The organism is Pantoea sp. X-Soil-YNGN-844, assembly GCF_059730595.1.
Genome location: NZ_AP036007.1, coordinates 1,739,571 through 1,764,770 on the forward strand (window position 1 = coordinate 1,739,571; position 25,200 = coordinate 1,764,770).

Below are 25,200 nucleotides of genomic sequence, written 5' to 3' on the forward strand. Positions count from 1 at the left end.
ATTATGAAGCAACGGTTGCTGGTGATAGGTAATGGCATGGCGGGCATGCAGATGGTGGAGAGCCTGCTGCAGCGTGCGCCGCTGCGTTACGCCATCACGGTCATTGGCCGTGAGCCGCACGGCAACTACAATCGCGTGCTGCTGTCGCCTGTGCTGGCGGGTGAAAAGTCCTTCAGTGACACCGTCATCCACGATCGCGACTGGTATCAGCGGCACGGCGTGACACTGCTGACCGGTGAAACCGTGCAGCAGGTCGATCTGGCCGCGCGGACGGTTCAGACCGATCAGCGCCAGCTCGGCTGGGATCGGCTGGTGTTTGCCACCGGTTCACAGCCCCGTCTGCCTGCGATTCCCGGTATTGATGCCGGTCACGTACTCGGTTTTCGCAGCATCGCCGACGTCCGGCAACTGCTGGCGGGTCAGGGACCGGTGGTGATCCTGGGCGGCGGCTTTCTTGGCATTGAAGCCGCGGCGGCACTCTGCGCCCGTGGCCGCAAGGTCACGCTGGTGCATCACAAACCCTGGCTGCTGGACCGCCAGCTGGATGCCAAAGCGGGCGAGCTGCTACTGACGGCATTAGCGCAGCGCGGTATCCACTGCGAACTGAACAGTGGCATCACGGCGATTGACGAAGCGGGCGTGACGCTGACCTGCGGGCGTCGCTGCGCCGCCACGCAGGTAGTGATTGCCATCGGTGTTCAGCCTGAGGTGACGCTGGCGCTGGCGGCGGGTTTGCCGTGTCAGCGCGGGATTATTGTTGATGGTCAGCTGCGCAGCGCCATTCCTGATGTTTACGCGGTGGGCGAGTGCTGTGAAATCGCGGGTGAAACTTTTGGCCTGGTCGCGCCCTGCCTGGCGCAGGCACAGATTCTGGCGGCGCAGCTGGCGGGATCGCCGCTGGCGGATTTCGTCAGTGAGCCGCTGGCGACGCGGCTCAAAGTCAGCGGCATTTCGCTGTTCAGCGCCGGGGATGTCAGCGAGGCGCCGTCCATCCGCAGTTTTGATCCGATCTCCGGCGACTATCGCCGACTTTTTCTCCGTCAGGGCCGCCTCTGTGGCGTGCTGCTCTCCGGCGATACCCGGCAGGGCGCGTCGCTGCTGGAACGTCTGCAGCGCGCCGACGCTGTCACGCTCGATGCCCTGTTCGATCACGATCAACCTGAACCGCAGCCACAGGCTGCAGAGAGTCCTGAGATGAGTAAACCGGTTTTAGCCGTCATTGGTCACGGCATGGTCAGTCACCACTTTCTTGAACAGCTGGTTGCCCGTGAACTGCATCAGCACTATCACATCGTGGTTTACGGCGAGGAGCGTCAGCAGGCTTACGATCGCGTGCACCTGTCGGACTATTTCAACGGCAAAACGGCCAGCGATCTGTCGCTGGTCGGCGCGGACTTTTTTGCCCTGCACGGTATCGAACTGCGCAGTGGCTGCACGGTTGTAGCCATTGATCGCCAGCAGCGCAGCCTGCGTGACAGCGCGGGCAGTGAGCTGGCGTGGGATAAGCTGGTGCTGGCGACCGGCTCACGCGCTTTTGTCCCGCCGGTGCCGGGCCATGACGGCGAACGCTGCTTTGTCTACCGCACGCTGGATGACCTTGATGCCATTGCCACCTGCGCCCGTCATAGCCAGCGCGGTATCGTGATTGGTGGCGGCCTGCTGGGTCTGGAAGCGGCGAATGCGCTGCGGCAGCTCGGGCTGGAGACGCACGTCGTGGAGTTCGCGCCGCGCCTGATGGCGGTACAGCTTGATGAGGGCGGGGCGCTGATGCTGCGCCAGAAGATCGATGCGCTGGGCGTCACCGTTCACACCTCAAAACAGACCGAGCTGATTGAGCGTCAGCCCGATGGCAGCGTGGTGCTGCGCTTTGCTGATGGCAGCCATTTACCTGGCGATCTGGTGCTGTTCTCCGCCGGTATCCGTCCGCGCGATGAGCTGGCGCGTGAGGCGGGCCTGACGCTCGGGCCGCGCGGCGGCATTGAGATTAACGATCGCTGTCAGACCAGTGATGACGACGTGTTTGCCATTGGTGAATGCGCGCTGTGGAACGGCCAGATATTTGGCCTGGTCGCGCCGGGCTATCAGATGGCACGGGTACTGGCCGGACATCTGGCGGCTGAACCTGCCGCCTTCAGCGGCGCGGATATGAGCACCAAACTGAAACTGCTGGGCGTGGAGGTCGCGTCGTTCGGTGATGCGCATGGTCGCACGCCGGGCAGCCAGCACTATCACTGGACCGACGGGCCAAAAGGCATCTACAAGAAAATCGTGGTCTCTGCGGAGGGCACCCGACTGCTGGGCGGCGTGCTGGTCGGGGACAGCAGCGATTACGCCACGCTGCTGCAGATGATGCTCAACGATTTACCCTTGCCTGCCGCGCCGGAGAGCCTGATCCTGCCTGCGCTGGCCGGTGCGCCGAAAGCGCCGGGCGTCGCAGCGTTGCCCGACAGCGCCCAGGTCTGCTCCTGTCACAACGTCAGCAAGGGCGATATCTGCGCGGCGGTGAAAGGCGGATGCGGTGAGATGAGCAGCATCAAAAGCTGCACCAGAGCGGCCACCGGCTGCGGCGGCTGTGCGGCCCTGGTGAAACAGGTGATGGAGTTTCAGCTGGAAACGCTCGGCGTCGAGGTGAAAAAAGATGTCTGCGACCACTTCAGCTATTCACGCCAGGAGCTTTATCACCTGGTGCGGGCCGGTGAGTTCAGAACCTTTGAGGCGCTGCTGGCCTCACACGGCAGGGGTCAGGGCTGTGAAGTGTGCAAGCCGCTGGTGGGGTCGATTCTTGCCTCCTGCTGGAACGACTATCTGCTGAAACCGGCGCACCTGCCGTTACAGGATACCAACGACCGCTACTTCGCCAACATCCAGAAAGATGGCACCTATTCGGTGGTGCCGCGTGTCCCGGCAGGCGAAATCACGCCACAGGGGCTGATCGCCATTGGTGAAGTGGCCGCGCGTTATGACCTCTACACCAAAATCACCGGCGGGCAGCGTATCGACCTGTTTGGCGCGCGGCTCGATCAGCTGCCCGCTATCTGGCAGACGCTGCTTGAGGCCGGTTTTGAAACCGGCCACGCCTACGGTAAATCGCTGCGGACCGTGAAGTCCTGTGTCGGATCGACCTGGTGCCGCTACGGCGTGCAGGATTCGACCGCCTTCGCCATCGCGCTGGAGAACCGTTACAAGGGACTTCGCGCCCCACATAAAATCAAGATGGCGGTTTCGGGCTGTACCCGCGAGTGTGCGGAAGCGCAGAGCAAAGATATCGGCGTGATCGCCACCGAAAAGGGCTGGAACCTCTATGTCTGCGGCAATGGCGGCATGAAGCCGCGCCACGCCGATCTGTTCGCCAGCGACCTCGACGACGCCACGCTGCTGCGCTATGTCGATCGCCTGCTGATGTTCTATATCCGTACGGCTAATCGTCTGCAGCGCACCAGCGTCTGGCTGGACAATCTGGAAGGTGGTCTGGATTACCTGCGGCAGGTGGTGATTGAGGACAGCCTTGGGCTGGGTGAGACACTGGAGCAGGAGATGCAGCGGGTGGTTGACGCCTGGCAGTGCGAGTGGCAGACCACGCTGGCGGACCCGTCGCGGCTCGCGCTGTTTACGCCGACGATCAATAGCGAGCAGCCCGATGAAACCCTGCACTACAGCCGGGTACGCGGTCAGCGGCAGCCTGAAGCCGTGGCTGCGCGTCCTCTGCTGCAGCTGCCCGCCGAGCCGTGGAGCGCCGTCTGCGCACTGGAGGCGATTCCGCCTGAAGCAGGGATCGGGGCGCGACTCGGCAGCGAGCGTGTTGCGCTGTTCCGCTTTGGCGACGCGTTCTATGCGCTGGAGGATCGTGAGCCTGGCAGCGATGCCAGCGTGCTCTCTCGCGGGATTCTGGGTGACGTCGGCGGCGAGCCGGTGGTGATCTCTCCGCTCTACAAGCAGCGGGTGCGGCTGCGTGACGGACAGAGTCTGGATAATCCGCAGCACCAGCTGCGCTGCTGGCCGGTGAAGCTGGAAGCGGGGCAGATCTGGCTGGCAAACCGCCCGCAAAGTCCGCTGGCGCAGGCATCATGAACAGCACCTGTCCCTATTGCGGCGTCGGCTGTGGCGTCTGCGTCACGCCGCAGGGCAATCATCAGGCAACGGTGATCGGCGATCCGCACCATCCCGCTAACGCAGGTCGGTTGTGCGTTAAGGGCGCGGCGCTGGGCGAGACGCTGACGCCACAGGGGCGTCTTCTTACCGCTCAGGTTAACGGCCAGCAGGTCAGCCTTGATGCGGCGCTGGATGCGGCAGCGGCAGGATTGCGCGCGGTGATCGATCAGCATGGTCCGCAGGCGGTGGCGTTTTACGGCTCCGGCCAGTTGCTGACTGAGGATTACTACGTCGCCAATAAGCTGATGAAGGGCTATATCGGTGCCGCCAATATCGATACCAATTCACGGCTCTGTATGGCATCAGCCGTAGTCGGTTATAAGCGGGCGCTGGGGGCCGACGCGGTGCCCTGCTGTTATGAGGATCTGGAGCAGACCGATCTGGTTTTGCTGGTGGGGTCCAATGCTGCCTGGGCGCATCCGGTGGTCTGGCAGCGGCTGATGCAGGCGAAGCAGCAGCGACCGGCGATGTGCATAGTCGTTATCGATCCGCGCCGCACGGCCAGTTGTGATCAGGCCGATCTGCATCTGCCACTGCGTCCCGGCAGCGATTCGGCGTTGTTTTCCGGTCTGCTGCACTGGCTGGCGCAGAACGATGGCCTTGATGCCAGCATGCTGCCGCACCTGAATGGCGTGAGTGAAACCCTGGCCGCCGTCGCGCAGTGGGATGTCGCGCGGGTCGCAGAGACCTGTGATTTAACGGAACAGCAGGTGACGCACTTTTTCCGGCTGGTCAGCCAGCACGATCGGGTGCTGACGCTGTGGTGCATGGGGATTAATCAGTCCGCCACCGGCAGCGACAATAACCAGGCGATTCTTAACCTGCATCTGCTGACGGGCAAAATAGGCCGTGCGGGCTGCGGGCCTTTTTCGCTGACCGGACAGCCAAATGCGATGGGCGGTCGCGAAGTGGGCGGTCTGGCGAACCAGCTGGCGGCGCATATGAGTTTTACTGACGAGGATTGCGACCGGGTGCAGCGTTTCTGGCGCAGCCCGTTGATGGCCCGCCAGCCGGGGCTGATGGCGCTGGATCTCTTCAGGGCGATTGCCGAAGGTGAAGTGAAAGCCGTGTGGATTATGGGCACTAATCCGGCGGTGTCGATGCCGGAAGGCAATCGTGTGGCGCAGGCGCTGGCGGCCTGTCCGCTGGTCATTGTCTCAGATGTGATGGCGCAGACCGATACCAGCGCTTTTGCCGATATTCTGCTGCCCGCCCAGGGCTGGGGCGAGAAGAACGGCACCGTCACCAATTCAGAGCGACGTATTTCGCGGCAGCGCGCCTTTGCCGCCGCACCAGGTGATACCCGGCCTGACTGGTGGCTGCTGGCGCAGGTGGCGCAGCGGTTGGGGTTCCGTGAGGGATTCAACTGGCAGCATCCGTCGGAGATTTTCCGCGAGCACGCGGCGCTGTCGGGCTTTGAGAATGACGGTCAGCGGGCGTTTGATATCAGCGGGCTGGCGCAGTTGAGCCAGGCCGAATGGGATGCGCTGCGTCCGGTTCAGTGGCCGGTAAATGCTGCTCATCCGCAGGGTTGTGCGCGGTTGTTTGGCGATCGCCGCTTTTTTCACCCGGACGGTAAAGCCCGGCTGCTTGTCCCGGCCACGCCCGCCTTAACCCGGCGTGATGCGGCTTATCCGCTATTAATGAACAGCGGTCGGGTGCGCGATCAATGGCATACCATGACGCGCACCGGGCTGGTGCCGCGTCTGCTGCAGCATTGTGATGAGCCTTTTGTGGCGCTTCATCCGGCTGACGCTGCGCAGTATGGCGTGACGGCGGGCGGTCTGGCGCGGGTGCAGTCGGTGCAGGGCTGGATTAGCGCGCGGGTGCGCGCTGATGCCGGGATGCGGCGCGGTGAGCTGTTTGTGCCGATGCACTGGAACCGGCAGTTCAGTCAGCAGAGTCACGTCGATATGCTGTTCGCCGCCCGCGCCTGTCCGTTTTCAGGGCAGCCTGCGCTGAAGCAGACGCCGGTCCGGATTCTGCCGCTGGCGGTGAGCTGGCAGGGCTGGTTGTGGCAGCGCGCAATTACGCCGCCCGCAGGTTTGCGTTACTGGTCGCGTGCGCCCTATGCGGCGGTGCAGCGTTATGCGGTAGCGGGCGAGGGATCGCCGCAGGCGTGGCTGGCCGGGCAGGTTGATCTGTCAGGATGTGAAGTACAGGTCGCCACTGGCAGCGGCAATGATTACCGGCTGCTGGCATGGCGAGGCGGTGAGTTACAGCTGGCGTTTTATGCCGGATCCATGTTGCCGTCGATTGATAGTGCATTTGTCGCGGCGGCCTTTGCGGATGCGCCGCAGGATGCTGCCGGGCGGCACAGCGTGCTGGCAGGCCAGTCGGTGCAGCGCAGCGCGGCAGGCCGGATTATCTGTAGCTGTATGGCGGTGGGTGAGCAGACGATTTTGCAGGCGATAGCGCAGGGGTGTCGAACCACTCAGGCACTGGGCCGGAAGCTGAAGTGCGGCACGCAGTGTGGCTCCTGTATTCCGGAGCTGAAGCAGCTTTTGTTGTCCGACGTGGTTGTGGAGGAATGATGACGCGAGCAATTGATTCTCTGGATAAGTTACTGGCCCCGGCCGGTGTGGCAAATCCGCAGGGTGCGGTGTGGCTGGTGGGCGCAGGCCCTGGCGATGTGGAGTTGCTGACGGTGAAGGCGTTGCGGTTGCTGCAACGGGCTGACGTGGTGGTGTATGACCGGCTGGTGAGTGAAGCGGTGATGGCGGAAGTACCGGAGAGCGCGTTATGCGTTGACGTAGGTAAGCAGCCGGGGCAGCACGGGCTGAAGCAGGCGCAGATTAATCAGCTGCTGGTGGATCTGGCGCGCAGCGGGCGCAATGTGATCCGGCTGAAGGGAGGCGATCCGTTTATTTTTGGTCGCGGTGGCGAGGAGATGGTGAGTCTGCAGCAGGCCGGGATCCGCTGTGAGGTGGTACCGGGGATTACGGCGGCGGTGGGCTGTGCAGCCGCCAGCGGAATTCCGCTGACGCATCGGGATTGTGCGCAGTCGCTGCGGTTGATTACCGGGCATGGACGGAGTGGCGAGCCGCAGCTGGATGCAGCTGCGCTGGCGGCGGTGAATCAGACGCTGGTGTTCTATATGGGATTGAGCTGGAGTGCGTCGATCAGTACGCAGTTGCAGGCGCAGGGGCGTGATCCGGAGACGCCGGTAGCGATTATTGAGAACGGAACCCGGCCGGATCAGCGGGTGTTGATCACCACGCTGGGTGGCCTGGCGGAGACGGTAGCGCAGGAGAAGCCGGTGTCGCCGTCGCTGCTGGTGGTGGGTGAGGTCGTGCGGTTTTATCGGGCGGATTTGCAGGTGCGGGATGATGTGACGGTGAGCCGATGCGATGTGCAGGAAGTCGGGTGTGTCGTGCAGGAAGTACGGTGCGTCGTGCAGGAAAGGCCTGCCTGATCGCAAAGGAATCCCGCATCCCTGCGGACTGGGCTCGCCCTCCCTGGCTCGCACACTTTGCTCTTCAGGCAGGCCATTCCTGCACTGTTGGCAATAGTGCGGGGTTTTGCGTGAGCTGGTCGGGAATCAGGTGCAGGTAGGTCTGGGTGAGAAGGCAGGAAGGGTTTGAAGAGCCGGTGCGTCGTGCAGGAAAAGCCTGCCTGATCGCAAAGGGATCCCGCATCCCTGCGGATTGAGCTCGCCCTCCCTGGCTCGCACACTTTGCTTTTCAGGCAGGCCATTCCTGCACGGTTAGCATTGGTGCGGGTTTGCTGCAATGCCCGCGCTTTCCTGGGCCTGAAATTCTCGTTTCTCAGTGTTCTGGAATCACTCACGGCACTTCGGTACGCATGCTCAATTACATCGCCCGCTTCAGCGGCAGCGGGGCCACCAGCACTTTCACGCCTAAGGCTTCAAACGCTTTAACCTGCGCGGTGCTGATGCCGCTGTCGGTGATCAGGTAGTGGATGTTGCTCCAGTCACAGGGCAGCGCGAACATCGACACCTTGTCGATTTTGCTGGAGTCCGCCACCACGTAAACCGTACTGGCAGATTTGATCATCGCCAGTTTGACCTTGATGTCAGTTTCGCTGGGAAAGCTCAGGCCCAGACGCGGTGAGATGCAGGCGGTGGCCAGAAAGAGTTTTTCGGCCAGCACATTTTCGAAAAAACTGGCCGCTTTCTCGCCCGAGGTGGAGAGCGTCGGGAACTTAAAGGTGCCGCCGGTCAGCAGGATATTGATGCCCGGCTCTCCGCCCAGTTTTAGGGCGATATTGACCGCCGTGGTCACCACCGATAAACGGCGGATATGGCTGATGGCATCGGTAATCGCGGTGGTGGTGGTACCGGAATCGAAAATCACCGTGTCGCCATTTTCAATATGCTGCGCCGCCAGTCGGCCAATCGCCTCTTTCTCTTCCAGATGGGTTTGCCGCTCCAGCAGCATCGCGCCGGTATTCTGCTTGCCCGTCATCAACGTTGCGCCACCGTGGTAGCGCTGCACAAACCCCTGTTTTTGCAGCATGCGCAGGTCGCTGCGTAATGTGGCTTCGGTCAGTCCAAAGGTCTCGGTCAGCGCTTTGACCGTGACCGTACCATCTTCACGGATCATCTCCAGAATTTTCTCGCGGCGTTGCTGCATGTCAGCGAACTGCTCACTTTTGCTTTTCAATCGAAATGCTCCCTTTTCCAGTAACCTGATGGCTCGGGCGAACAAGGTCTCTGTGGCTGAGTTTAACGCGCCATTTTTATGAATGCGAGATGACCTGAATTACCTTTGATTTTCGAACGAAAACAAGTAATCCGCAGGTTATTGAATCTCTCAGGGTTTCCGGATTGCAGGCAGCAGGCTTTATTTCGGGACTGGAAGCCAGATCACGTCTTTTCAATCAGATAAGCCGCTTTGAACGGCAGATGGTCGAAATTTGATCTGCCCCACATATCATTTCTTTTCGATAGCTTATATTTTTGTTCGAAAATGATTGAATCGTTCGTATCAGCAAAAATCAGGGGGAAGAGTGGGATGAGTGGTGAATATGACGTAAACCTGCGCTACGGCGTGGATACCGCAATGAACCTGGCCGGTAAGGTGGCGGTGGTGACCGGCGGGCTGGGCGGCATCGCGATGGCGACCAATGGCATGCTGCTGGAGAAGGGCGCGCGTCTGGCACTGCTCTATCCGCCATTTGAAGCGGAGAAAGTTGCCAGTCTGCAGGCGGACTTCGCGGCCGATCGGGTGCAGTTTATCTGCTGTGACGTCACCGATCCCGCCTCGGTGGAAGAGGCGTTTGACGCGGTGGTTTCCCACTATGGCCGGATCGATATCCTGGTCAACTGCGCAGGCTACGTGATGCTGCAGCCGGTGATTGAGACCGATTTTGCCGAGTGGCAGAAGCAGATCGCGGTGAATCTCACCGGACCTTTCCTCTGCTCGCAGGCGGCCGCACGGCTGATGATTCGTGCCGGTGCGGGCGGCAAGATTATTAATATCGCCTCCCAGGCGGCGTCCATCGCGATCGACAACCATGTCGCCTATACCTCCGCCAAAGCGGGCCTGCTGGGCATGACCAAAGTGATGGCCAAAGAGTTTGCCCCGCACCGCATCAACGTGAATACCCTGTCGCCTACCGTGGTACTGACGCCGATGGGCGAGAAAGCCTGGCGCGGCGAGAAGGGCGAGCAGATGAAAAAACTGATTCCGCTCGGTCGCTTTGCCTATACCGATGAGATCGCCGCCGCCGTACTGTTCTTCGCCAGCAACGGCAGCGACATGATTACCGGCGCAGATTTGATGATCGATGGTGGCTTCACCATCTGGTAAGGCCAACCCAACACCCGGGACTTCATACCCTGCCATAACGATAAGAGAGAACATCATGAAAAACCGTACCCTGCTGTACACTGCCGTGGCTGCCTGTCTGGTTTCTCAGGCGGCGTTGGCCGCCGAAAAAGGCACCATTATGATTCTGGTTAACTCACTCGATAATCCTTACTACGCCTCTGAAGCCAAAGGCGCCAATCTCAAAGCACAGGCGCTGGGGTACAAAACCACGGTGCTGTCGCACGGCGAAGATGTGAAGAAGCAGAGCGAACTGATCGACGCCGCTATCGGTAAGAAAGTGCAGGGTATCGTGCTGGATAACGCCGACTCCACCGCCAGCGTGGCGGCAATCAAAAAAGCCAAAGATGCCGGAATTCCGGTGGTGCTGATCAACCGTGAAATTCCGGTGGATGACGTGGCGCTGGCGCAGATCACCCACAACAACTTCCAGGCGGGTTCAGATGTGGCCAACGTCTTTGTCGAGAAGATGGGTGAAAAGGGTAAATACGCCGAACTCGCCTGTAACCTGGCCGACAACAACTGTGTGACCCGTTCAAAATCGTTCCATCAGGTGCTGGATCAATATCCCGATATGCAGAGCGTGGCGCGTCAGGATGCCAAAGGCACCCTGATCGACGGCAAGCGTATTATGGACAGCATCCTGCAGGCGCACCCGGATGTGAAAGGGGTGATCTGCGGTAACGGTCCGGTCGCGCTGGGCGCGATTGCGGCGCTCAAAGCCGCCGGTCGCAACGATGTGATCGTGGTGGGGATTGATGGCAGCAATGATGAACGCGATGCAGTAAAAGCGGGCACGCTGCAAGCCACGGTGATGCTGCAGGCGCAGGCGATCGCCGCTGAAGGCGTGACCGATCTCGATAACTTTATTCAGAAGGGCGTGAAGCCGGAAAAACAGCGGGTGATGTTCCGCGGCATTCTGATTACCCCGGAAAACGCTAAAGGCGTCCAGGACTTTAACTACAAGTCGTAATTAACCGCTGCCGCGCCTGCGCGAGCGGGCGCCAGGGAGAAGAAGATGTCACGAAGAGTCTGGCTGACGCTGGTGGTCATGCTGTCAGGTGGCTGCAAAATTGTGTCGCAGCAGGAGCTGGCTGACCTGAAGAATCCCCCCAATCCGAAGATGGCCAACATCGACCAGCTCTGGCAGCAGAAGCTGGTGCCGCAGGTCCAGGCCGAGGCTAAACCGCTGGCGACGCTGATGTCGTCGCTGCAATCTGCCAAAGACTTTGACAGTGCCTGCCAGACCTACGGCTATCGCAGTCAGGCTGAGAATCCCTGTGTTTTCAGCGTTTCCGTTCGCGGTGAGGTAACGGCTGTCAATACCACTTCGCGCAGCGGAAAGATGACCGTGAAAGATGAATCAGGTGACAGTGTCACTATTCAGGTCGGGCCAATCATTCGTGGCACGGCGTTGCGCGATGTCTATAAAGGCGCGAGCTATCAGGACTTCAACGATCAGGTGCTGTTTGGTGATTACGGCAAGGCGATCAACCAGCACGCCTCAGCCCTGATGCGGCAGTTCGCACCTAAAGTGGGCGACAAAGTGAGTGTTACTGGCGTGTTCAGCAGCTGGGACATTCTGCAACAGCTACCGGATATCACTCCGGCTGCCATCACCCGGCAATAAGGAGCGGCAGATGCAAAATCCACAACCGCAAACGTCCGGCGACGTGATTATCGAAACACGCAACGTGTCGCGTCTCTATCCTGGTGTGACCGCGCTCGATCAGGTCAGCTATCGCGTTTATCGCAACAAAGTGAATGTCCTGATCGGGGAGAACGGGGCCGGCAAGTCCACCATGATGAAGATGCTGGCCGGGGTGGAAACGCCGTCGTCGGGCGAGATCCTGCTGGATGGCCAGGTGGTGTCGCTGAACTCCACCCATCAGGCGGAGAAGCAGGGGATCAGCATCATTTTCCAGGAGCTGAATCTGTTTCCCAACATGAACGTGATGGACAACATTTTTATCGCCAACGAGTTTTTCCAGCGCGGCGTCATCAATGAAAAGTATCAGTACGCGCTGGCGAAGTCGCTACTGCAGCGGCTGCAGCTCGATGTCGATCCCTATGCGCCGCTGGGCGAGCTGGGCATCGGGCATCAGCAGCTGGTGGAGATTGCCAGGGCGCTGTCGAAGGATACCCGGGTGTTGATCATGGATGAACCTACCAGCGCTCTGAGCCAGTCGGAAGTGAAAGTGCTGTTCAATGTCATCGACCAGCTGAAGCGGCGCGGCGTCACCATTATCTATATCTCACACCGGCTGGAAGAGCTGATGGAGATAGGCGATCACATCACCATTTTTCGCGACGGGCGCTTTATCAGTGAGCGCGAGGTGCGCGACGCCAGCGTGCCGTGGATTATCGCCCAGATGGTGGGCGATAAGAAAAAACAGTTCGACTATCAGCCTGCGCCACAAGGGGAAACGGTGCTGGAGGTTGAGGGGCTGACCGCGCTGCATCAGAACGGCGGCTATAAGCTTAATGAGGTCAGTTTCAGCCTGCGCAAAGGCGAGGTGATCGGCATTTATGGCCTGCTGGGCGCGGGACGCACGGAGCTGTTTAAGGGGCTGATTGGGCTGATGCCCTGTCAGTCGGGCCGGGTCCGGCTGTCAGGTAAGGATCTGGCGAAACGCAGTTTTCAGCAGCGGCTGAAAAGCGGCATCGCGCTGGTGCCCGAAGATCGTAAAGGCGAAGGGGTGATTGAACTGATGTCGGTTACTGCCAACATGACGCTTTCTGACTTCAGCCTGCGCGGTTTTCGTCGGGCGCTGGGGCTGCTGAATCCGGGCCGGGAGCAGCAGCGGGTCAGTGAGATGATCGGCCATCTGGCGATTAAAGTCAGCGATCCCGATCTGCCGGTCACGGCGCTGAGTGGCGGTAATCAGCAGAAGGTGGTGCTGGGTAAGGCGCTGATGACCGGGCCGCAGGTGGTATTGCTGGATGAGCCGACGCGCGGCATCGATGTCGGTGCCAAAACCGACGTTTATCACCTGATTGGCAATCTGGCGCAACAGGGGCTGGCCGTGATGTTTTCGTCGTCCGAGCTGGATGAGGTGATGGCGCTGGCGGACCGCATTTTAGTGATGGCCGATGGCCGGATAACGGCCGATCTGCCCCGCGCAGCGGCAACGAGAGAACATCTGATCGCGGCATCAACCCCGCAGGATTAAGCGCCTGGCCCATTGGGCTAAGCTGGCCGGAGAACGTCATGAACCAAAAATATCTGCTCTATATGTACCTGCTCAAGGCGCGCACCTTTATTGCGTTGCTGATTGTGGTCGGCTTCTTCAGCGTGATGGTGCCGAACTTTCTGACTCCCTCTAACCTGCTGATTATGACGCAGCACGTCGCCATAACCGGGCTGCTGGCGATAGGGATGACGCTGGTGATCCTCACCGGCGGTATCGATCTCTCGGTGGGTGCGGTCGCCGGGATTTGCGGCATGGTGGCGGGCGCGCTGCTGACCAGTGGCATTCCGTTATGGGGCGGCAATACGCTGTTTCTCAACGTGCCTGAAGTGATTCTGGTGGTGGCGATCTTTGGCGTGCTGGTGGGGCTGATTAACGGCACGGTGATCACCCGACTGGGCGTGGCCCCCTTTATCTGCACCCTGGGCATGATGTATGTGGCGCGCGGGGCGGCACTGCTGTTCAACGACGGCGGCACCTACGCCAATCTGGTCGGGATGCCCGCGCTGGGCAACACCGGTTTTGCCCTGCTGGGTTCCGGCACCGTGCTGGGCGTGTATCTGCCGATCTGGCTGATGCTCGGCTTCTTACTGCTTGGCCTCTACCTGACGCGCAAAACCCCGCTGGGCCGTTACATCTACGCGATTGGCGGCAATGAGTCCGCCGCGCGACTGGCGGGCGTGCCGATTATCAAAGTGAAAATTTTTGTCTACGCCTTTTCCGGCCTCTGCGCCGGTCTGGTCGGGCTGGTGGTGGCGTCTCAGTTGCAGACCGCACACCCGATGACCGGCAACATGTTTGAGATGGACGCCATCGGCGCCACGGTGCTGGGCGGCACGGCGCTGGCGGGCGGACGTGGCCGGGTATCCGGCTCGATTATTGGCGCGTTCGTGATCGTCTTCCTGGCGGATGGCATGGTGATGATGGGCGTCAGCGATTTCTGGCAGATGGTGATTAAAGGTCTGGTGATTGTCACAGCCGTCGTGATCGACCAGTTCCAGCAACGTCTGCAAAGCAAAGTGGTGCTGCTGCGTCGCCATGAAAAAAAGCAGCAGGCAGTGCCTTTCACTGATGTTCGTCACAGTTAACAGGAGCGATTATGAGCCGCGAACAACGTGGAAAAACAGTGGTGATTACCGGTGCCTGTCGCGGCATCGGTGCCGGGATCGCGGCGCGTTTCGCCCGCGATGGGGCCAGGCTGGTGATGGTGTCGAATGCCGATCGGGTCTTTGCCACCGCTGACCAGCTTTCGCAGCAGTATGGCAGTGAGATTCTGGCGCTGCAGGTCGATGTGACGGATGAAGCGGCGGTGCAGCAGCTCTATCAGCAGGCCTTTGAACGGTTTGGTCAGATTGACGTCTCGATTCAGAATGCGGGCGTGATTACCATTGACCGCTTTGACACCATGCCGAAAAGCGACTTTGAACGGATTCTGGCCGTGAACACCACTGCCGTCTGGCTCTGCTGTCGTGAAGCGGCGAAATATATGGTGAAGCAGGGTAGCGGCAGTCTGATTAACACCTCATCGGGGCAGGGACGACAGGGCTTTATTTACACGCCGCACTATGCCGCCAGCAAAATGGGTGTCATCGGCATTACCCAGAGTCTGGCGCTGGAGCTGGCACCGTGGAACATTACGGTCAACGCCTTCTGTCCCGGCATCATTGAGAGTGAGATGTGGGATTACAACGATCGCGTCTGGGGCGAAATCCTCAGCAGCGAGGAGAAAACCTACGGCAAAGGTGAGCTGATGGCGGAGTGGGTGAAAAACATTCCGCTGACGCGTGCCGGTCAGCCGGAGGATGTGGCCGGGCTGGTGGCGTTTCTGGCTTCAGAGGATGCGCGCTATATCACCGGACAGACCATTAACGTGGATGGCGGCTTAATCTTCTCCTGAAGACGCCAGAGATAACCCCGGGCCTGCTGCACAGCAGGCCTTTTTTTGTGCCAGACTTTTCTGGTATATGCACAATTTGTCTCTGCTGTCCTGCATCGCCGTCACAATATGGTAAGGTAACTGTCAATGAATTTGACTTTATCGCAGCAACAAATTAATTAACGTGCCGGGTGACATGATACGGAAAACAGGGGTTCTCTCTTTGATTGCGCTGTCGCTCTCTGCCTTGCAGAGCGCCCGCGCGTTTCAGACTGAAACGGCAGTGTCAGAAACGCCGTTCGACAATCCTGCGCGCTACAGTGAGTCGCTGCCGACGCTTGGCAGCACCCGCGACGAGGATGAAGCGTGGAGCAAAAAGCTGGCAGCCGTGGCGAAAAGCATCGGTGAAGCGAGTAATAACAGCGACAGTAATGTGACGTTCGGCCAGCAGGCGGGCGTCTGGGCCTTCAATCATCTGCGCGATGAAGTGGCCGACCGGGTCGAGAGTGAAGGGCAGTCGCTGCTTTCCCCTTACGGCACCGCGCAGCTCGATCTGAAAGTCGACATGAACGGCAACTTTGCCGGCACGGGCGGCGATCTCTTCAGCGCACTGGCCGACGAGAACAGCCTGCTTACCTTCAGCCAGCTTGGTTTGCATGATACCGGCGAGGGTCTGGTCGGCAATGCGGGACTGGGACAACGCTGGGACGCCGGTAACTGGCTGCTGGGCTACAACGGCTTTGTCGATCACGTCTTCAGCAGCGGCCTGCAGCGCGCCTCGGTGGGGACTGAGGCCTGGAGTGATTCGATGCGTTTCTCTGCCAACTACTATCAGCCGCTTTCCGGCTGGAAAAATCTGGGCAACTCGCAGCAGCAGCGCATGGCGCGCGGCTATGACATCACCAGCCAGAGCTATCTGCCCTTTTATCGTCAACTGGGCGTCTCGGTGAGCTATCAGCAATATCTGGGTGAGAATGTCGTTCTGTTTAACAGCGGCAATCGCTATCACAATCCCTCCGCCATGTCGTTTGGCCTCTCTTACACGCCGGTGCCGCTGGTGACGCTGTCTGCCACCCACAAAACCAGCAGTGCCGGTGAAAGCCAGGATCAGCTGGGGCTGAAACTGAACTACCGCTTTGGCGTGGCGCTGAGCCGTCAGCTTGATGCCGGTAACGTCGCGGAAGCGCGCTCCCTGCGCGGCAGCCGTTACGATACCGTGACCCGCAGCGATACGCCTGTGCTCTCATTCCGTCAGCGCAAAACGCTGTCGGTGTTCCTGGCGACCCCCCCCTGGCAGTTAAGCAGTGGTGAGAGTCTGGCGCTGAAGCTGCAGGTGCGGGCCAGCAATGACATCAAGGCAGTGAGCTGGCAGGGTGACACGCAGGCGCTGAGCCTGACGCCACCGGCCAATAACGCCGATCCGCAGGGCTGGAGTGTGATCTTACCGCAGTGGGATCCGTCGCCAGACGCCAGCAACGAATACCGGCTGTCGGTGACACTGGAGGACAGCAAGCAGCAGCGTGTCACCTCTAACTGGATCACCCTGAAAATTGAGCCGCCGATGGCCATGGATGCATCCCCACAGAACGATCGTTACGATTTAATGGCACCTACCGGCACAGCGCTGTAACGGGAGCCTGCCGGCACGGGGCTCTGGCGGACACCTGCCAGCTCGGCGCTGGCAGGTAAATCCGGCTGGCGCGGTGCATGGCACGTCCACCCGATGTGATCACAGGGTCGTGCTGATGACAGGCTAACGTCAGGCTTATGTGTCAGTAGTAACATCATGTTGCAATCATCAGCCGCAACTATCGCAGCGATGCGTAAGGGACGCCGGCAAAATGCCGATAACAGAAGTAATTCCACCGCTTACTGGTCCTGCTGATGCGCCTGAGTTTACTGAAATATCTTGTCCCTTCTTTTCTCCGTCATCGTGGCCTGCACGCCGCCGCGTCATTCCGATCGCTGGGGCGCGCTATGCCCGTGATTGAGTTCACGCCTGAGGGCATTATTCAGAAAGCCAGCCCGCTATTTCTGGCAGCCATGGGATACCGGACGGACGAAATTGTCGGTCAGCACCACAGCATGTTCTGTCCGCCCGCGCTGGTGAACTCGCCGGAATATCGCCGTTTCTGGCAGCGTCTGGCGGCAGGCGAAAGCTTCAGTGATAAATATCTGCGGCTGGCTAACGGCATGCGGCCAGTCTGGCTGGAAGCGAGCTATATTCCGGTGACTGACCAGCGCGGACGGGTATTCAAGATCGTGAAAATAGCCGCTGATATTTCAGAGAGAATGCAGTCATCACTGGAGCAGGAGTCGATTATCAATGCGATCAGCCGCTCCATGGCCGTAATTGCCTTTAGTCCTGACGGCCACGTGCTGGAGGCAAATGATAACTTCCTTGAGACTACCGGCTATCAGGCTGCTGAGGTGATAGGAAAGCATCACCGACTTTTCTGTTCGGATGCGCTCTCTCAGAGTGAGGAGTACCGGCAGTTCTGGTTGAGGCTGAATCAGGGCGAGTTCTTTTCAGGCCAGTTTCCCCGTCTTAACCGGCGTGGCGAACCGCTCTGGCTCAGGGCCACTTACAATCCGGTATTCAACAGCGATGGACAGCTTACTAAGATTGTTAAATTCGCCACCGATGTGACGGAACAGGTGCTGCGTAATCAGCAGGAATATGACGCGGCGTTAAATGCCTGGAACATGGCTGTTCAGACGCGGGGAAGTGCACAGGCGGGCGCGGATGTTATCGACAACAGCATTCAGATGATCAGCCGGATTGCTGAAGAGATGAGCGTGGTGTCGGCAGATGTCACGCGTCTGAACAGCCAGTCTGACAGCATTGATGGCATGGTTGAAACCATCCGGCGCTTTGCCATGCAGACACGCCTTATTGCACTGAATGCCGCCATTGAAGCGGCGCGGGCAGGCACGTCGGGCCGCAGCTTTGCCGTTGTGGCGGCAGAGGTCCGCAGCCTGGCGGCCAGCGTCAGCAGTGCGACCGAAGAAATTGAGCGGGTGGTAGCAGGGAATAATCAACTGGCCAGAGAGGTGCTGCGGGGAATTGAAACTTCGCTGGCGAACACCGGTCAGGGGGTACTGCTGATGCGTGAGGCGGGAGACGTGATAGCCAGCATTCAGAAAGATTCAGAGCGGGTTGAAAGCGCCGTCAGAGACGTTGCCCGGGCGGCGCATAGCGAATAACGATGTCTGAACCGGCCGGATATACAGGGCCGGTGAACGCGTGGCCCTGAAGAACAGGAATTCATTGGGCCAGGTCCGGCGCTTGTGCGAACAGGAGAATAAGGAACGGCGGGTGTGACGCTTATCTTAAAAGCGCCGCTCAGCCCGGCAGGGTCAGTTAACCAGTTTCGTCACGACACGAACGGCTCTGGCGTAGACTTCTCTCTGGCCGTTGACTGACCGCGCCTCCTGTTGTTTCAGGAACGCGATGATTTCCTGTATGCCTGCCGTCTTGCCTGACTTCAGCAGGCTGGAAACAGCCTGTCCTACCACGGCATGGACATCATCCATATCCGCCGGTTTATCGGTGCTCAAAAGAAACTCCAGTGCAGCAATTCTGCTGAAAAGCATCTGAACGGACAACGCTTCGGTGATTCAGCCTGCCCGCACGTCTATCAAAAGCCAGCTTCATGGCAGGGCCTTAAGCAGTTTTTCCCGCAGCGTGGCAACCTGGGTCGTCAGTTCACCAAGCTCACTGCAGGCGGTATCCATTACGGAGATCATATCGGCCGGGACGCCCGCCGCCGCGACTTTGAGCTGGTGCCCCTGTTCCGTCAGGGAGACCACAACCCGGCGCTCATCCTTTCCGGTGTCACGCTGCCGACAGATGATGCCTGCGCTCTCCAGCCGCTTCAGAAGCTGACTGAGCGTGCCGGAATCCAGCCGGACGCGTGCGCCAATATCTGAGACGGTCAGGCCATCTTTTTCCCACAGCACCAGGAGTACCAGATACTGCGGATAGGTCAGCCCCAGCGGTTTCAGCCGAGACTGATAGAGCTTTGTCATGGCGAGCGATGCGGAGTAGAGCGCAAAGCAGAGAAACTGGTCGATGGTTTCAGGCGCTGCACTGGCGGGAGAGGTATCAGCGATCCCCGCGGTTTCATCATTCATATCTTTACTCATTCTGAGTCCGGGGCAGTAGAGCCAGACCACCGGCGGCTTGTCAGCCCTGAAGTCTTGCTAAGCGTGTATCAGGAAGATGCGGACTGCGGCAGCATCTCTTTTCGGGTGTCAGACATCCAACTTACAGGCGCTTTCGCGGCGAGAGGAAAAGCCGTTGGCTGCGCCTCCAGTTGAAAGGTGGCTCAGTATTGAGTCAAATTAAATTGAAGTCAACATAACCGGGCGTAGCCCCTGGCACACAACGTGTGTCAGGGGCAAAACGGCTGAGATTTGCCGCATCATTTCAGCGTTTAACGCCGAAGCGAATGTCGCATACTGTCAGCGCCACGATCCGGTCATCGGGAGATGACCGCGCAGCGCAGAAAGTTATCCATGACCGCAATCATTCTTCCCACTGCCAGCAGGTCAGCGGCCAGTAGCAGGTCGCTGCGCACCAGTTTATCCATCAGAGCGCGGTCACTCATGTGCGCCTGAATCCGGCTGTAAAGCTCGGTCAGATGTATCCAGTTATTGGCGAAGGTATCCACGCTCAGATACTCCCCTTCGCTGAGTTGCTGCAACAGAATATCCACGTCCTGCTTTAGCCCGCCGATGCGGCTGATAAGGTCAGCCGTATCGGCGGAACGGTGTCCGCCGGGAGGGTTCATACGGTGAAGGTCCCAACCATGCCACGCAGGTCGCGCGCCTGCGCCAGCAGGGACTGTGACGCAGAAGAGGACTCTTCTACCAGCGCGGCGTTATTTTGCGTAACGCCGTCCATCTGACTCACCGCAATGCTGACCTGGGAGATGCCCTGCATCTGCTCACCGGAGGAGAGTGAAAGGTTGTCCATGGCATCGGCCAGTTCACCTACGCGGCTGACAATTTTCAGGATGCGCTCACCCGTTCCTGCGGCCACCGTGACACCTTCCTCGACCTGCGTCACCGCCTGCTCAATCAGCTGCTTGATGTCGCGTGCCGCAGTGGCGCTGCGCTGGGCCAGCGACCGGACTTCACCCGCGACCACGGCAAATCCGCGACCGTCTTCCCCGGCACGTGCTGCTTCTACTGCGGCGTTAAGCGCCAGAATATTGGTCTGGAAAGCGATGCCCTCAATCACCGACGTAATGTCACGCACCCGCACGGCACTCAGCGAAATGTCATGCATGGTTTCTGACAGGCGCTGAACATCCGCTTCGCCTGCATGAGCCAGTGTGGCGGCCTCGCGTGCTGAACCCGCCGTCTGCTGCGCGCCTGCCGCATTGCTTTTTACCGTGGCAGTAAGCTGCTCCATGCTGGCTGCGGTTTCCTGCAGCGCAGCAGCCTGCTGCTCGGTACGGGATGACAGCTCACTGTTGCCCTGGGAAATCTCATCGGCCGCCAGCGCCACCGAAGCGGAAGCATCTTTGATTTGCGTTACCAGCCCGCGCAGATTGGTCTGCATACCGCTTAACGAAGCAAGCAGGCTGGTGCTGTCGCCACCGCGCAGCGTAACCGCGGAGGTGAGATCGCCAGCCGCGATCGCGGCAGCCAGCGCCTGTGCCTGAACAGGTTCGCCGCCCAGTTGACGCATCAGCATACGCACAATAAACGCGCAGGTGGCGACCGCAGCCAGCACGGAGATCGCTGCCAGGATGATCAGTATCCAGGTGGTGCGGGCGATAGTATTCCCGTTTTCCACCACCGCATCCCGGCTGTTGCGCATCTCAAGCTCAGTCAGATCGTTGATCGCTTTAAGCAGAGTCTGCTGCGCAGGACGCGCTACGGTTAACAGATAGTCGGTGACCTCCTGCTGACGGTTTTCCAGCCCGAGTTTCCCGGCATTCATCAGGGTGGATAGCGCGGCCTCTTCGGCAGATTCAATTCTGCTCATCGCCTCGCGTCCCGCGGGGCCGACGTCAGTCTGCATCATGCGCGACAGCGCTTCACGATTGCTGATGTAAAGCGCCCGCTGTTTTTGCAGACGTTCCCATTCTGGCTTCATCGCAACAGGATCGGTCATCAGGGCCAGGTTACGCACCGCAATGGCCATATCCCGCACTCCGCCACGCATATCCAGCACGGTCTGGTACTTTTTCAGCCGGACATTGACCACCTCGTCCATGCTATTACGGGTGCTGTTCAGCGCCTGAATCGCGGTACCGGCACAAATAATAAACAGCAAAATCAGCAGGCCAAAACCTGCGCTAAGGCGCGTTGAGATTTTCATCGATCTTCCAGAAGCGTTCGTTGTGTAACCCGGTATCGGCAGCCGGAGAGGGTTCTATAGGGTTGTGCTTAACTAAATTGAGCGCTATTTAATTTTTTGCGACAAAATTACGATCTGCCGGAATGTCTCCCATGCAATCAGATCGCCGGTAATAAATAAAAAAGTGTCGTGCTTCCAGGCTTTGTCACGCAAATTTGCGCAACGACATACGGCAGCGATGACCGGGCAATCTCTTGTTAATTATTAAGTTAACGTCCCTTACTTAGTACACCCTGACGCGCTGTGCGGTGTCCCGCCTTCCCGGTCGCATAACCTGTCGAAACCGTCGTAATGCATAAATATAACCGGACCGGCCTGTTAATCTGGCCGCCGCTGCCGATAGAACACTCATCGATATTGATGACGTCACCGGCACGCGCCGCGCAGAGCAGGTCTTCTGTTGTGCTGGCGCGAGGCGGGTGAAAACGCGTGATTTCTATGAGCAGAAATAGCGGAGGGGTGATTATCGTCGGCAGTTAAGCTGACAGGCTATGAGAAATTCACCCCGGTTTTTTACTGATAATTAAAACAACACTCTGACACTCTCCATCACCGGGAATGAACGCATGCGCCTGAAACTTTTCTGGCTCGCAGTGCTGAATATTGCGACCATCATATTACTCTCCACGCTGTGGGAATACGGGCTTGAGGCGCGTATCTCCAGCCTGCTGGGCCTGGGCTACGATCCCGATTTCGAAACCAGTGAACGGGTGCGGTTTATCCTGACTGCGACGGCATTTGCCGGGCTGGCAATGATTATTCCGGCATTACTTATCACGGATCTGATTCGTAAGACGCTGGTTGCGGAGAAAAATGCACTCAGGCTGGCCGGCACGGATGCGCTGACCGGTGTGATGAATCGCCGATCATTCACCGCACATCTTGCTGCGCTGAATAACGGCGAGGTGCCTTATACCCTGACGCTGCTCGACATCAATGATTTCAAAAGTATTAATGACCTGAACGGTCATCGTCAGGGCGATGCCACGCTGGTTGCGCTGGCCGGGCTGCTGACCACTTCGGCGGACACGCAGAGCCAGGTGTTTCGCATTGGTGGGGATGAGTTTGCTATCGTAACCGCGACGTCGCAGGCTGAGCAGGCGCTGGCCGCCGCGGAAAGTCTTTGTGAGCATGCGGCATCCATCCGGACCGGTCCGCATACCTTCCTCAGTCTCTCTGCAGGCATTGCCAGTTCAGCCTGCACCGGGCAGTCCGATGTGGTGCGGGCAGCGGATCTGGCGCTGTACGAGGCTAAACAGAACACGCGTTCTCATCTGGCGCGATTCACACCAGACATGGAGCTGCGCTTTCGCCAGCGGGAAAGGCTGGAGCAGGAGGTCGTTGCTGCCGTCAGCGGCCACGCCATCGTTCCCTTTCTGCAACCGCTGGTGTCGCTGCGTACCGGAAACATTACCGGTTTTGAAATACTGGCACGCTGGATTACGGCGTCGGGTCAGACGGTTTCGCCCGCCGAGTTTCTGCCGGTGGTGGAGCGGCTGGGGTTGATGGACAGCATGACCGTAGCGCTGTTGCAGGATGCGGTCAGTGCAACACGGGCATGGCCTGCCGGGCTCTGTCTGTCGCTGAATATTACCCCGGAGCAACTGCTGAGGCCGTCACTAACGACTTGTCTGTCCCGCATTATGCAGCAAGCCGGACCCGTCATGCTGGAGCTGGAGATCACGGAACAGAACGTCATGGCCATCTCTGATGATGCCCGCGAGGCGATTCGTCTGCTGAAAGAGGCCGGGATTGGCGTGGTACTGGACGATTTCGGCACCGGCTATTCCAATCTCTCCGTATTGCTGGGGCTGGGTATTACCAAAATCAAAATTGATCAGACGTTTATTGCCGGAATTGTGACCGGATCGGAGCAGCGGAAAGTCGTGGAAACGCTGCTGGCGCTCTGTCAGGGACTGAATGTGGTGATAACGGCAGAAGGCATCGAGGATGTCGCCACGCTGCGGTGGCTGAGAAAACGCGGCTGTGATTATGGTCAGGGTTATCTTTTCAGTCGTCCGATTCCTGCCGGGCAGGCAACCACGCTGCTGGCATCGGCCAATGTGGAAGAGCTGATGCAGGAAGAGGCCGTAGCGGTTAACTTAGTCCGATCGCTGGGCTGAAGCGATGTGAAAACTGATTTTGCCTGGACTAAGTCAGTGAACAGGCCCGGCAGGAAGCGCCGGACCTGCTGTCTCATCAGAACTGGTAAATCAGACCCAGCGCGGTGATGTCGTCGGTTGCCAGGCCGAGCGGATTGTTATCTTTCAACAGGTTGATACGGTATTCACCATAGACCGACATGTTCTTATTGAAGTAGTAAGTGGCACCCACGGCGGTGTACTTAACAATGTCGGCATCGCCGATGTTTTCAATCTCTTTGCCCTTTGATGAGACGTAACCCACGGATGGACGGAAGCCGTTCAGGAACTGATATTGCGCCACGGCTTCAAAGTTTTGCGCTTTGTTGGCGAAGCCGCCGCTGATCGGCGTGGCGTTCAGCGTTTCGCCGTACATTGCGGCCAGATAAACCTGGTTCGCATCATATTTGACTGAGGTTGCCCAGTGCTGGGCTTTTTCGCCTTCACCGCGTGCGGCAGTGTTCTGCGCCGTGGTGCGATCCAGGCTGGCAAACGCGCCAGCGAAGCTCAGGCCGAAATCAAAGTCATAAGATGCGGAGAGGGCAAAACCATCGCCATTCGAACGACGCACGCCGTCGATGTTACTGCTGCGCTCGTTTTTACCCTGATACTGTGCAGCAAGGTTTAACCCGTCTACCAGACCAAAGAAATCACTGTTACGCCAGGTCAGCACACCGGTTGAGCGGCCAGAGAGGAAGGCGTCGGTATAACCGGAATCGCCGCCGAAGAACGGCAGCATATCGGTGTAACTCAGCGCGTCATAGACCAGGCCATAGTTACGTCCGTAATCCAGCGCACCGGCCTTACCAAATTTCAGGCCAGCATAGCCCAGACGGGTACGGTTGGTGGCCTGTGCGTCACTGCCTTCGGAGTTGTGAAGGCTGTACTGATACTGCCAGAAGCCATAACCGGTGAGTTGATCGGTAATCTTCGTCTCGCCCTTGAAACCAAAACGGGCATAAGAAGAGGTATCACCGTTGTTGTTATTGTCGTCAGAAAAGAGGTGTGACACGTTAATCTTGCCGACCAGGTCCAGCTTATTGCCATCCTTGTTATAAATTTCTGCGGCCTGTGCGGAAGAAAGACCGATCAGTAACGGCATAATAGCCGTCAGTAAAGTGCGCTTCATCATTTAATTATTACCCTGTATTCATTAATTATTATTCCCCTGTTTCGGGGTGAAATGAAAATGACACAAAAAGTTAAAATTACAAAGCGCAATAAAAGTAACAAAATGTGATGTCTATATTCAGCTAATGAATAACAGCGGGAAACAGAAGATTAAATGACAAGGTAATAAGATTTTCTTCTAATAAAACCCTCAGGAGGTGTGGTATATAATTGCATTACAATCAATGAATTAGCTTGCAAAGGGCACACTGTAATCCATAAGTTAACTGTATATAATTAAATCACATCACTCCCTGCATTAATTATAGTGAGATTTATGAAAGTGATAATTCCATAAAGATTTCCTTCTAATCATTAGTCAGCATATTAATATCTGTTCATCTTGTCAGAAATATTATTTCCCGCCCGATAATCACGTCAGAAATAATCTGCGCGACACTGATTAAAGTGTCATCACATTGTTCATTAATTAATCGAAAAAAAGGCGGGGGAATTAATCCGCCCGGGGCGATAAATGAAAATAGTTTGTTAAGTTTTGCTATTT

Annotated in this window: 18 protein-coding genes; 12 read left to right on the forward strand and 6 right to left on the reverse strand. The window is 58.4% G+C overall.

What is annotated here, in order from left to right; translation table 11 throughout:
* Positions 1–3: 3 nt before the first annotated feature.
* Genes nirB through cobA form a run of 3 tightly spaced genes read left to right on the forward strand, consistent with a single transcriptional unit; the run spans position 4 to position 7,564 of the window.
* The gene (nirB, locus tag AC6I8C_RS08085; protein WP_497822123.1) at positions 4–4,068 is read left to right on the forward strand and encodes a nitrite reductase large subunit NirB; all 4,065 of its coding nucleotides are present in this window, start codon (positions 4–6) and stop codon (positions 4,066–4,068) included.
* Positions 4,065–6,683, forward strand: a complete 2,619-nt coding sequence (locus AC6I8C_RS08090; RefSeq protein WP_497822124.1) for a nitrate reductase — start codon at positions 4,065–4,067, stop codon at positions 6,681–6,683. Before nirB ends, AC6I8C_RS08090 begins: the two co-directional genes overlap by 4 nt.
* Positions 6,683–7,564 carry a uroporphyrinogen-III C-methyltransferase gene (gene cobA, locus AC6I8C_RS08095; RefSeq protein WP_497822125.1) on the forward strand — a complete coding sequence of 294 codons (882 nt, stop codon included), beginning with the start codon at positions 6,683–6,685 and terminating at the stop codon, positions 7,562–7,564. Before AC6I8C_RS08090 ends, cobA begins: the two co-directional genes overlap by 1 nt.
* 397 nt (positions 7,565–7,961) lie before the next feature.
* On the opposite strand, the gene AC6I8C_RS08100 is transcribed toward cobA, so the two are convergent.
* The gene (locus AC6I8C_RS08100; protein ID WP_033782898.1) at positions 7,962–8,774 is read right to left on the reverse strand and encodes a DeoR/GlpR family DNA-binding transcription regulator; all 813 of its coding nucleotides are present in this window, start codon (positions 8,772–8,774) and stop codon (positions 7,962–7,964) included.
* Between the two features lie 351 nt (positions 8,775–9,125).
* On the opposite strand from AC6I8C_RS08100, the gene AC6I8C_RS08105 reads away from it, so the two are divergent.
* The 8 genes from AC6I8C_RS08105 to AC6I8C_RS08140 all read left to right on the forward strand — a co-directional run bounded on the left by AC6I8C_RS08105 (position 9,126) and on the right by AC6I8C_RS08140 (position 18,215).
* A complete protein-coding gene (locus tag AC6I8C_RS08105) occupies positions 9,126–9,923 on the forward strand; it encodes a GolD/DthD family dehydrogenase (RefSeq protein ID WP_497822126.1) in 798 nt (265 codons plus the stop codon).
* Between the two features lie 55 nt (positions 9,924–9,978).
* A complete protein-coding gene (locus AC6I8C_RS08110) occupies positions 9,979–10,914 on the forward strand; it encodes a D-ribose ABC transporter substrate-binding protein (RefSeq protein WP_497822127.1) in 936 nt (311 codons plus the stop codon).
* Positions 10,915–10,959: 45 nt separating this feature from the next.
* Entirely contained in the window at positions 10,960–11,571 is a 612-nt protein-coding gene (locus AC6I8C_RS08115; protein WP_497822128.1) for a DUF2291 family protein, read from the forward strand.
* 10 nt (positions 11,572–11,581) lie between these two features.
* Positions 11,582–13,114, forward strand: coding sequence for a sugar ABC transporter ATP-binding protein (locus AC6I8C_RS08120; RefSeq protein ID WP_095707295.1), 1,533 nt, complete (start codon positions 11,582–11,584; stop codon positions 13,112–13,114).
* Positions 13,115–13,152: 38 nt separating this feature from the next.
* Entirely contained in the window at positions 13,153–14,220 is a 1,068-nt protein-coding gene (locus AC6I8C_RS08125) for an ABC transporter permease (RefSeq protein WP_497822129.1), read from the forward strand.
* A gap of 11 nt (positions 14,221–14,231) precedes the next feature.
* Positions 14,232–15,029: an SDR family oxidoreductase gene (locus tag AC6I8C_RS08130; RefSeq protein ID WP_497822130.1), complete on the forward strand. Its 798-nt coding sequence runs from the start codon at positions 14,232–14,234 to the stop codon at positions 15,027–15,029.
* Positions 15,030–15,204: 175 nt separating this feature from the next.
* Complete coding sequence (locus tag AC6I8C_RS08135; protein WP_497822131.1) at positions 15,205–16,638, forward strand: YchO/YchP family invasin; 1,434 nt, start codon at positions 15,205–15,207, stop codon at positions 16,636–16,638.
* 254 nt (positions 16,639–16,892) lie between these two features.
* Complete coding sequence (locus AC6I8C_RS08140) at positions 16,893–18,215, forward strand: methyl-accepting chemotaxis protein (protein WP_497822132.1); 1,323 nt, start codon at positions 16,893–16,895, stop codon at positions 18,213–18,215.
* Between the two features lie 153 nt (positions 18,216–18,368).
* Here AC6I8C_RS08140 and AC6I8C_RS08145 read toward each other — a convergent pair whose 3' ends face one another.
* The 4 genes from AC6I8C_RS08145 to AC6I8C_RS08160 all read right to left on the reverse strand — a co-directional run bounded on the left by AC6I8C_RS08145 (position 18,369) and on the right by AC6I8C_RS08160 (position 21,345).
* Positions 18,369–18,569, reverse strand: coding sequence for a hypothetical protein (locus AC6I8C_RS08145; protein WP_226892928.1), 201 nt, complete (start codon positions 18,567–18,569; stop codon positions 18,369–18,371).
* A 93-nt stretch (positions 18,570–18,662) separates the two neighbouring features.
* Positions 18,663–19,157 (reverse strand): MarR family winged helix-turn-helix transcriptional regulator, encoded by a 495-nt coding sequence (locus tag AC6I8C_RS08150; protein ID WP_013357655.1) that lies wholly within the window; start codon positions 19,155–19,157, stop codon positions 18,663–18,665.
* 335 nt (positions 19,158–19,492) lie between these two features.
* Complete coding sequence (locus tag AC6I8C_RS08155; RefSeq protein ID WP_497822133.1) at positions 19,493–19,804, reverse strand: hypothetical protein; 312 nt, start codon at positions 19,802–19,804, stop codon at positions 19,493–19,495.
* Entirely contained in the window at positions 19,801–21,345 is a 1,545-nt protein-coding gene (locus AC6I8C_RS08160) for a methyl-accepting chemotaxis protein (RefSeq protein ID WP_497822134.1), read from the reverse strand. Before AC6I8C_RS08160 ends, AC6I8C_RS08155 begins: the two co-directional genes overlap by 4 nt.
* 605 nt (positions 21,346–21,950) lie before the next feature.
* Between AC6I8C_RS08160 and AC6I8C_RS08165 the strand changes: the two genes are divergently transcribed.
* Positions 21,951–23,507 carry a putative bifunctional diguanylate cyclase/phosphodiesterase gene (locus AC6I8C_RS08165; RefSeq protein ID WP_497822135.1) on the forward strand — a complete coding sequence of 519 codons (1,557 nt, stop codon included), beginning with the start codon at positions 21,951–21,953 and terminating at the stop codon, positions 23,505–23,507.
* A 76-nt stretch (positions 23,508–23,583) separates the two neighbouring features.
* Here the strand turns inward: AC6I8C_RS08165 and AC6I8C_RS08170 are convergent, their stop codons facing one another.
* Positions 23,584–24,657, reverse strand: coding sequence for a porin (locus AC6I8C_RS08170; RefSeq protein WP_497822136.1), 1,074 nt, complete (start codon positions 24,655–24,657; stop codon positions 23,584–23,586).
* Between the last annotated feature and the right edge of the window lie 543 nt (positions 24,658–25,200).

Bases quoted from the DNA above. Each gene is read 5' to 3' on its own strand.
- AC6I8C_RS08150 (WP_013357655.1), bottom strand. From the start codon at position 19,157: ATGAGTAAAGATATGAATGATGAAACCGCGGGGATCGCTGATACCTCT.
- AC6I8C_RS08105 (WP_497822126.1), top strand. From the start codon at position 9,126: ATGAGTGGTGAATATGACGTAAACCTGCGCTACGGCGTGGATACCGCA.
- AC6I8C_RS08155 (WP_497822133.1), bottom strand. From the start codon at position 19,804: ATGAACCCTCCCGGCGGACACCGTTCCGCCGATACGGCTGACCTTATC.
- AC6I8C_RS08170 (WP_497822136.1), bottom strand. From the start codon at position 24,657: ATGATGAAGCGCACTTTACTGACGGCTATTATGCCGTTACTGATCGGT.
- AC6I8C_RS08130 (WP_497822130.1), top strand. From the start codon at position 14,232: ATGAGCCGCGAACAACGTGGAAAAACAGTGGTGATTACCGGTGCCTGT.
- cobA (WP_497822125.1), top strand. From the start codon at position 6,683: ATGACGCGAGCAATTGATTCTCTGGATAAGTTACTGGCCCCGGCCGGT.
- AC6I8C_RS08160 (WP_497822134.1), bottom strand. From the start codon at position 21,345: ATGAAAATCTCAACGCGCCTTAGCGCAGGTTTTGGCCTGCTGATTTTG.
- AC6I8C_RS08120 (WP_095707295.1), top strand. From the start codon at position 11,582: ATGCAAAATCCACAACCGCAAACGTCCGGCGACGTGATTATCGAAACA.
- AC6I8C_RS08135 (WP_497822131.1), top strand. From the start codon at position 15,205: ATGATACGGAAAACAGGGGTTCTCTCTTTGATTGCGCTGTCGCTCTCT.
- AC6I8C_RS08090 (WP_497822124.1), top strand. From the start codon at position 4,065: ATGAACAGCACCTGTCCCTATTGCGGCGTCGGCTGTGGCGTCTGCGTC.
- AC6I8C_RS08115 (WP_497822128.1), top strand. From the start codon at position 10,960: ATGTCACGAAGAGTCTGGCTGACGCTGGTGGTCATGCTGTCAGGTGGC.
- nirB (WP_497822123.1), top strand. From the start codon at position 4: ATGAAGCAACGGTTGCTGGTGATAGGTAATGGCATGGCGGGCATGCAG.
- AC6I8C_RS08125 (WP_497822129.1), top strand. From the start codon at position 13,153: ATGAACCAAAAATATCTGCTCTATATGTACCTGCTCAAGGCGCGCACC.
- AC6I8C_RS08140 (WP_497822132.1), top strand. From the start codon at position 16,893: ATGCGCCTGAGTTTACTGAAATATCTTGTCCCTTCTTTTCTCCGTCAT.
- AC6I8C_RS08165 (WP_497822135.1), top strand. From the start codon at position 21,951: ATGCGCCTGAAACTTTTCTGGCTCGCAGTGCTGAATATTGCGACCATC.
- AC6I8C_RS08110 (WP_497822127.1), top strand. From the start codon at position 9,979: ATGAAAAACCGTACCCTGCTGTACACTGCCGTGGCTGCCTGTCTGGTT.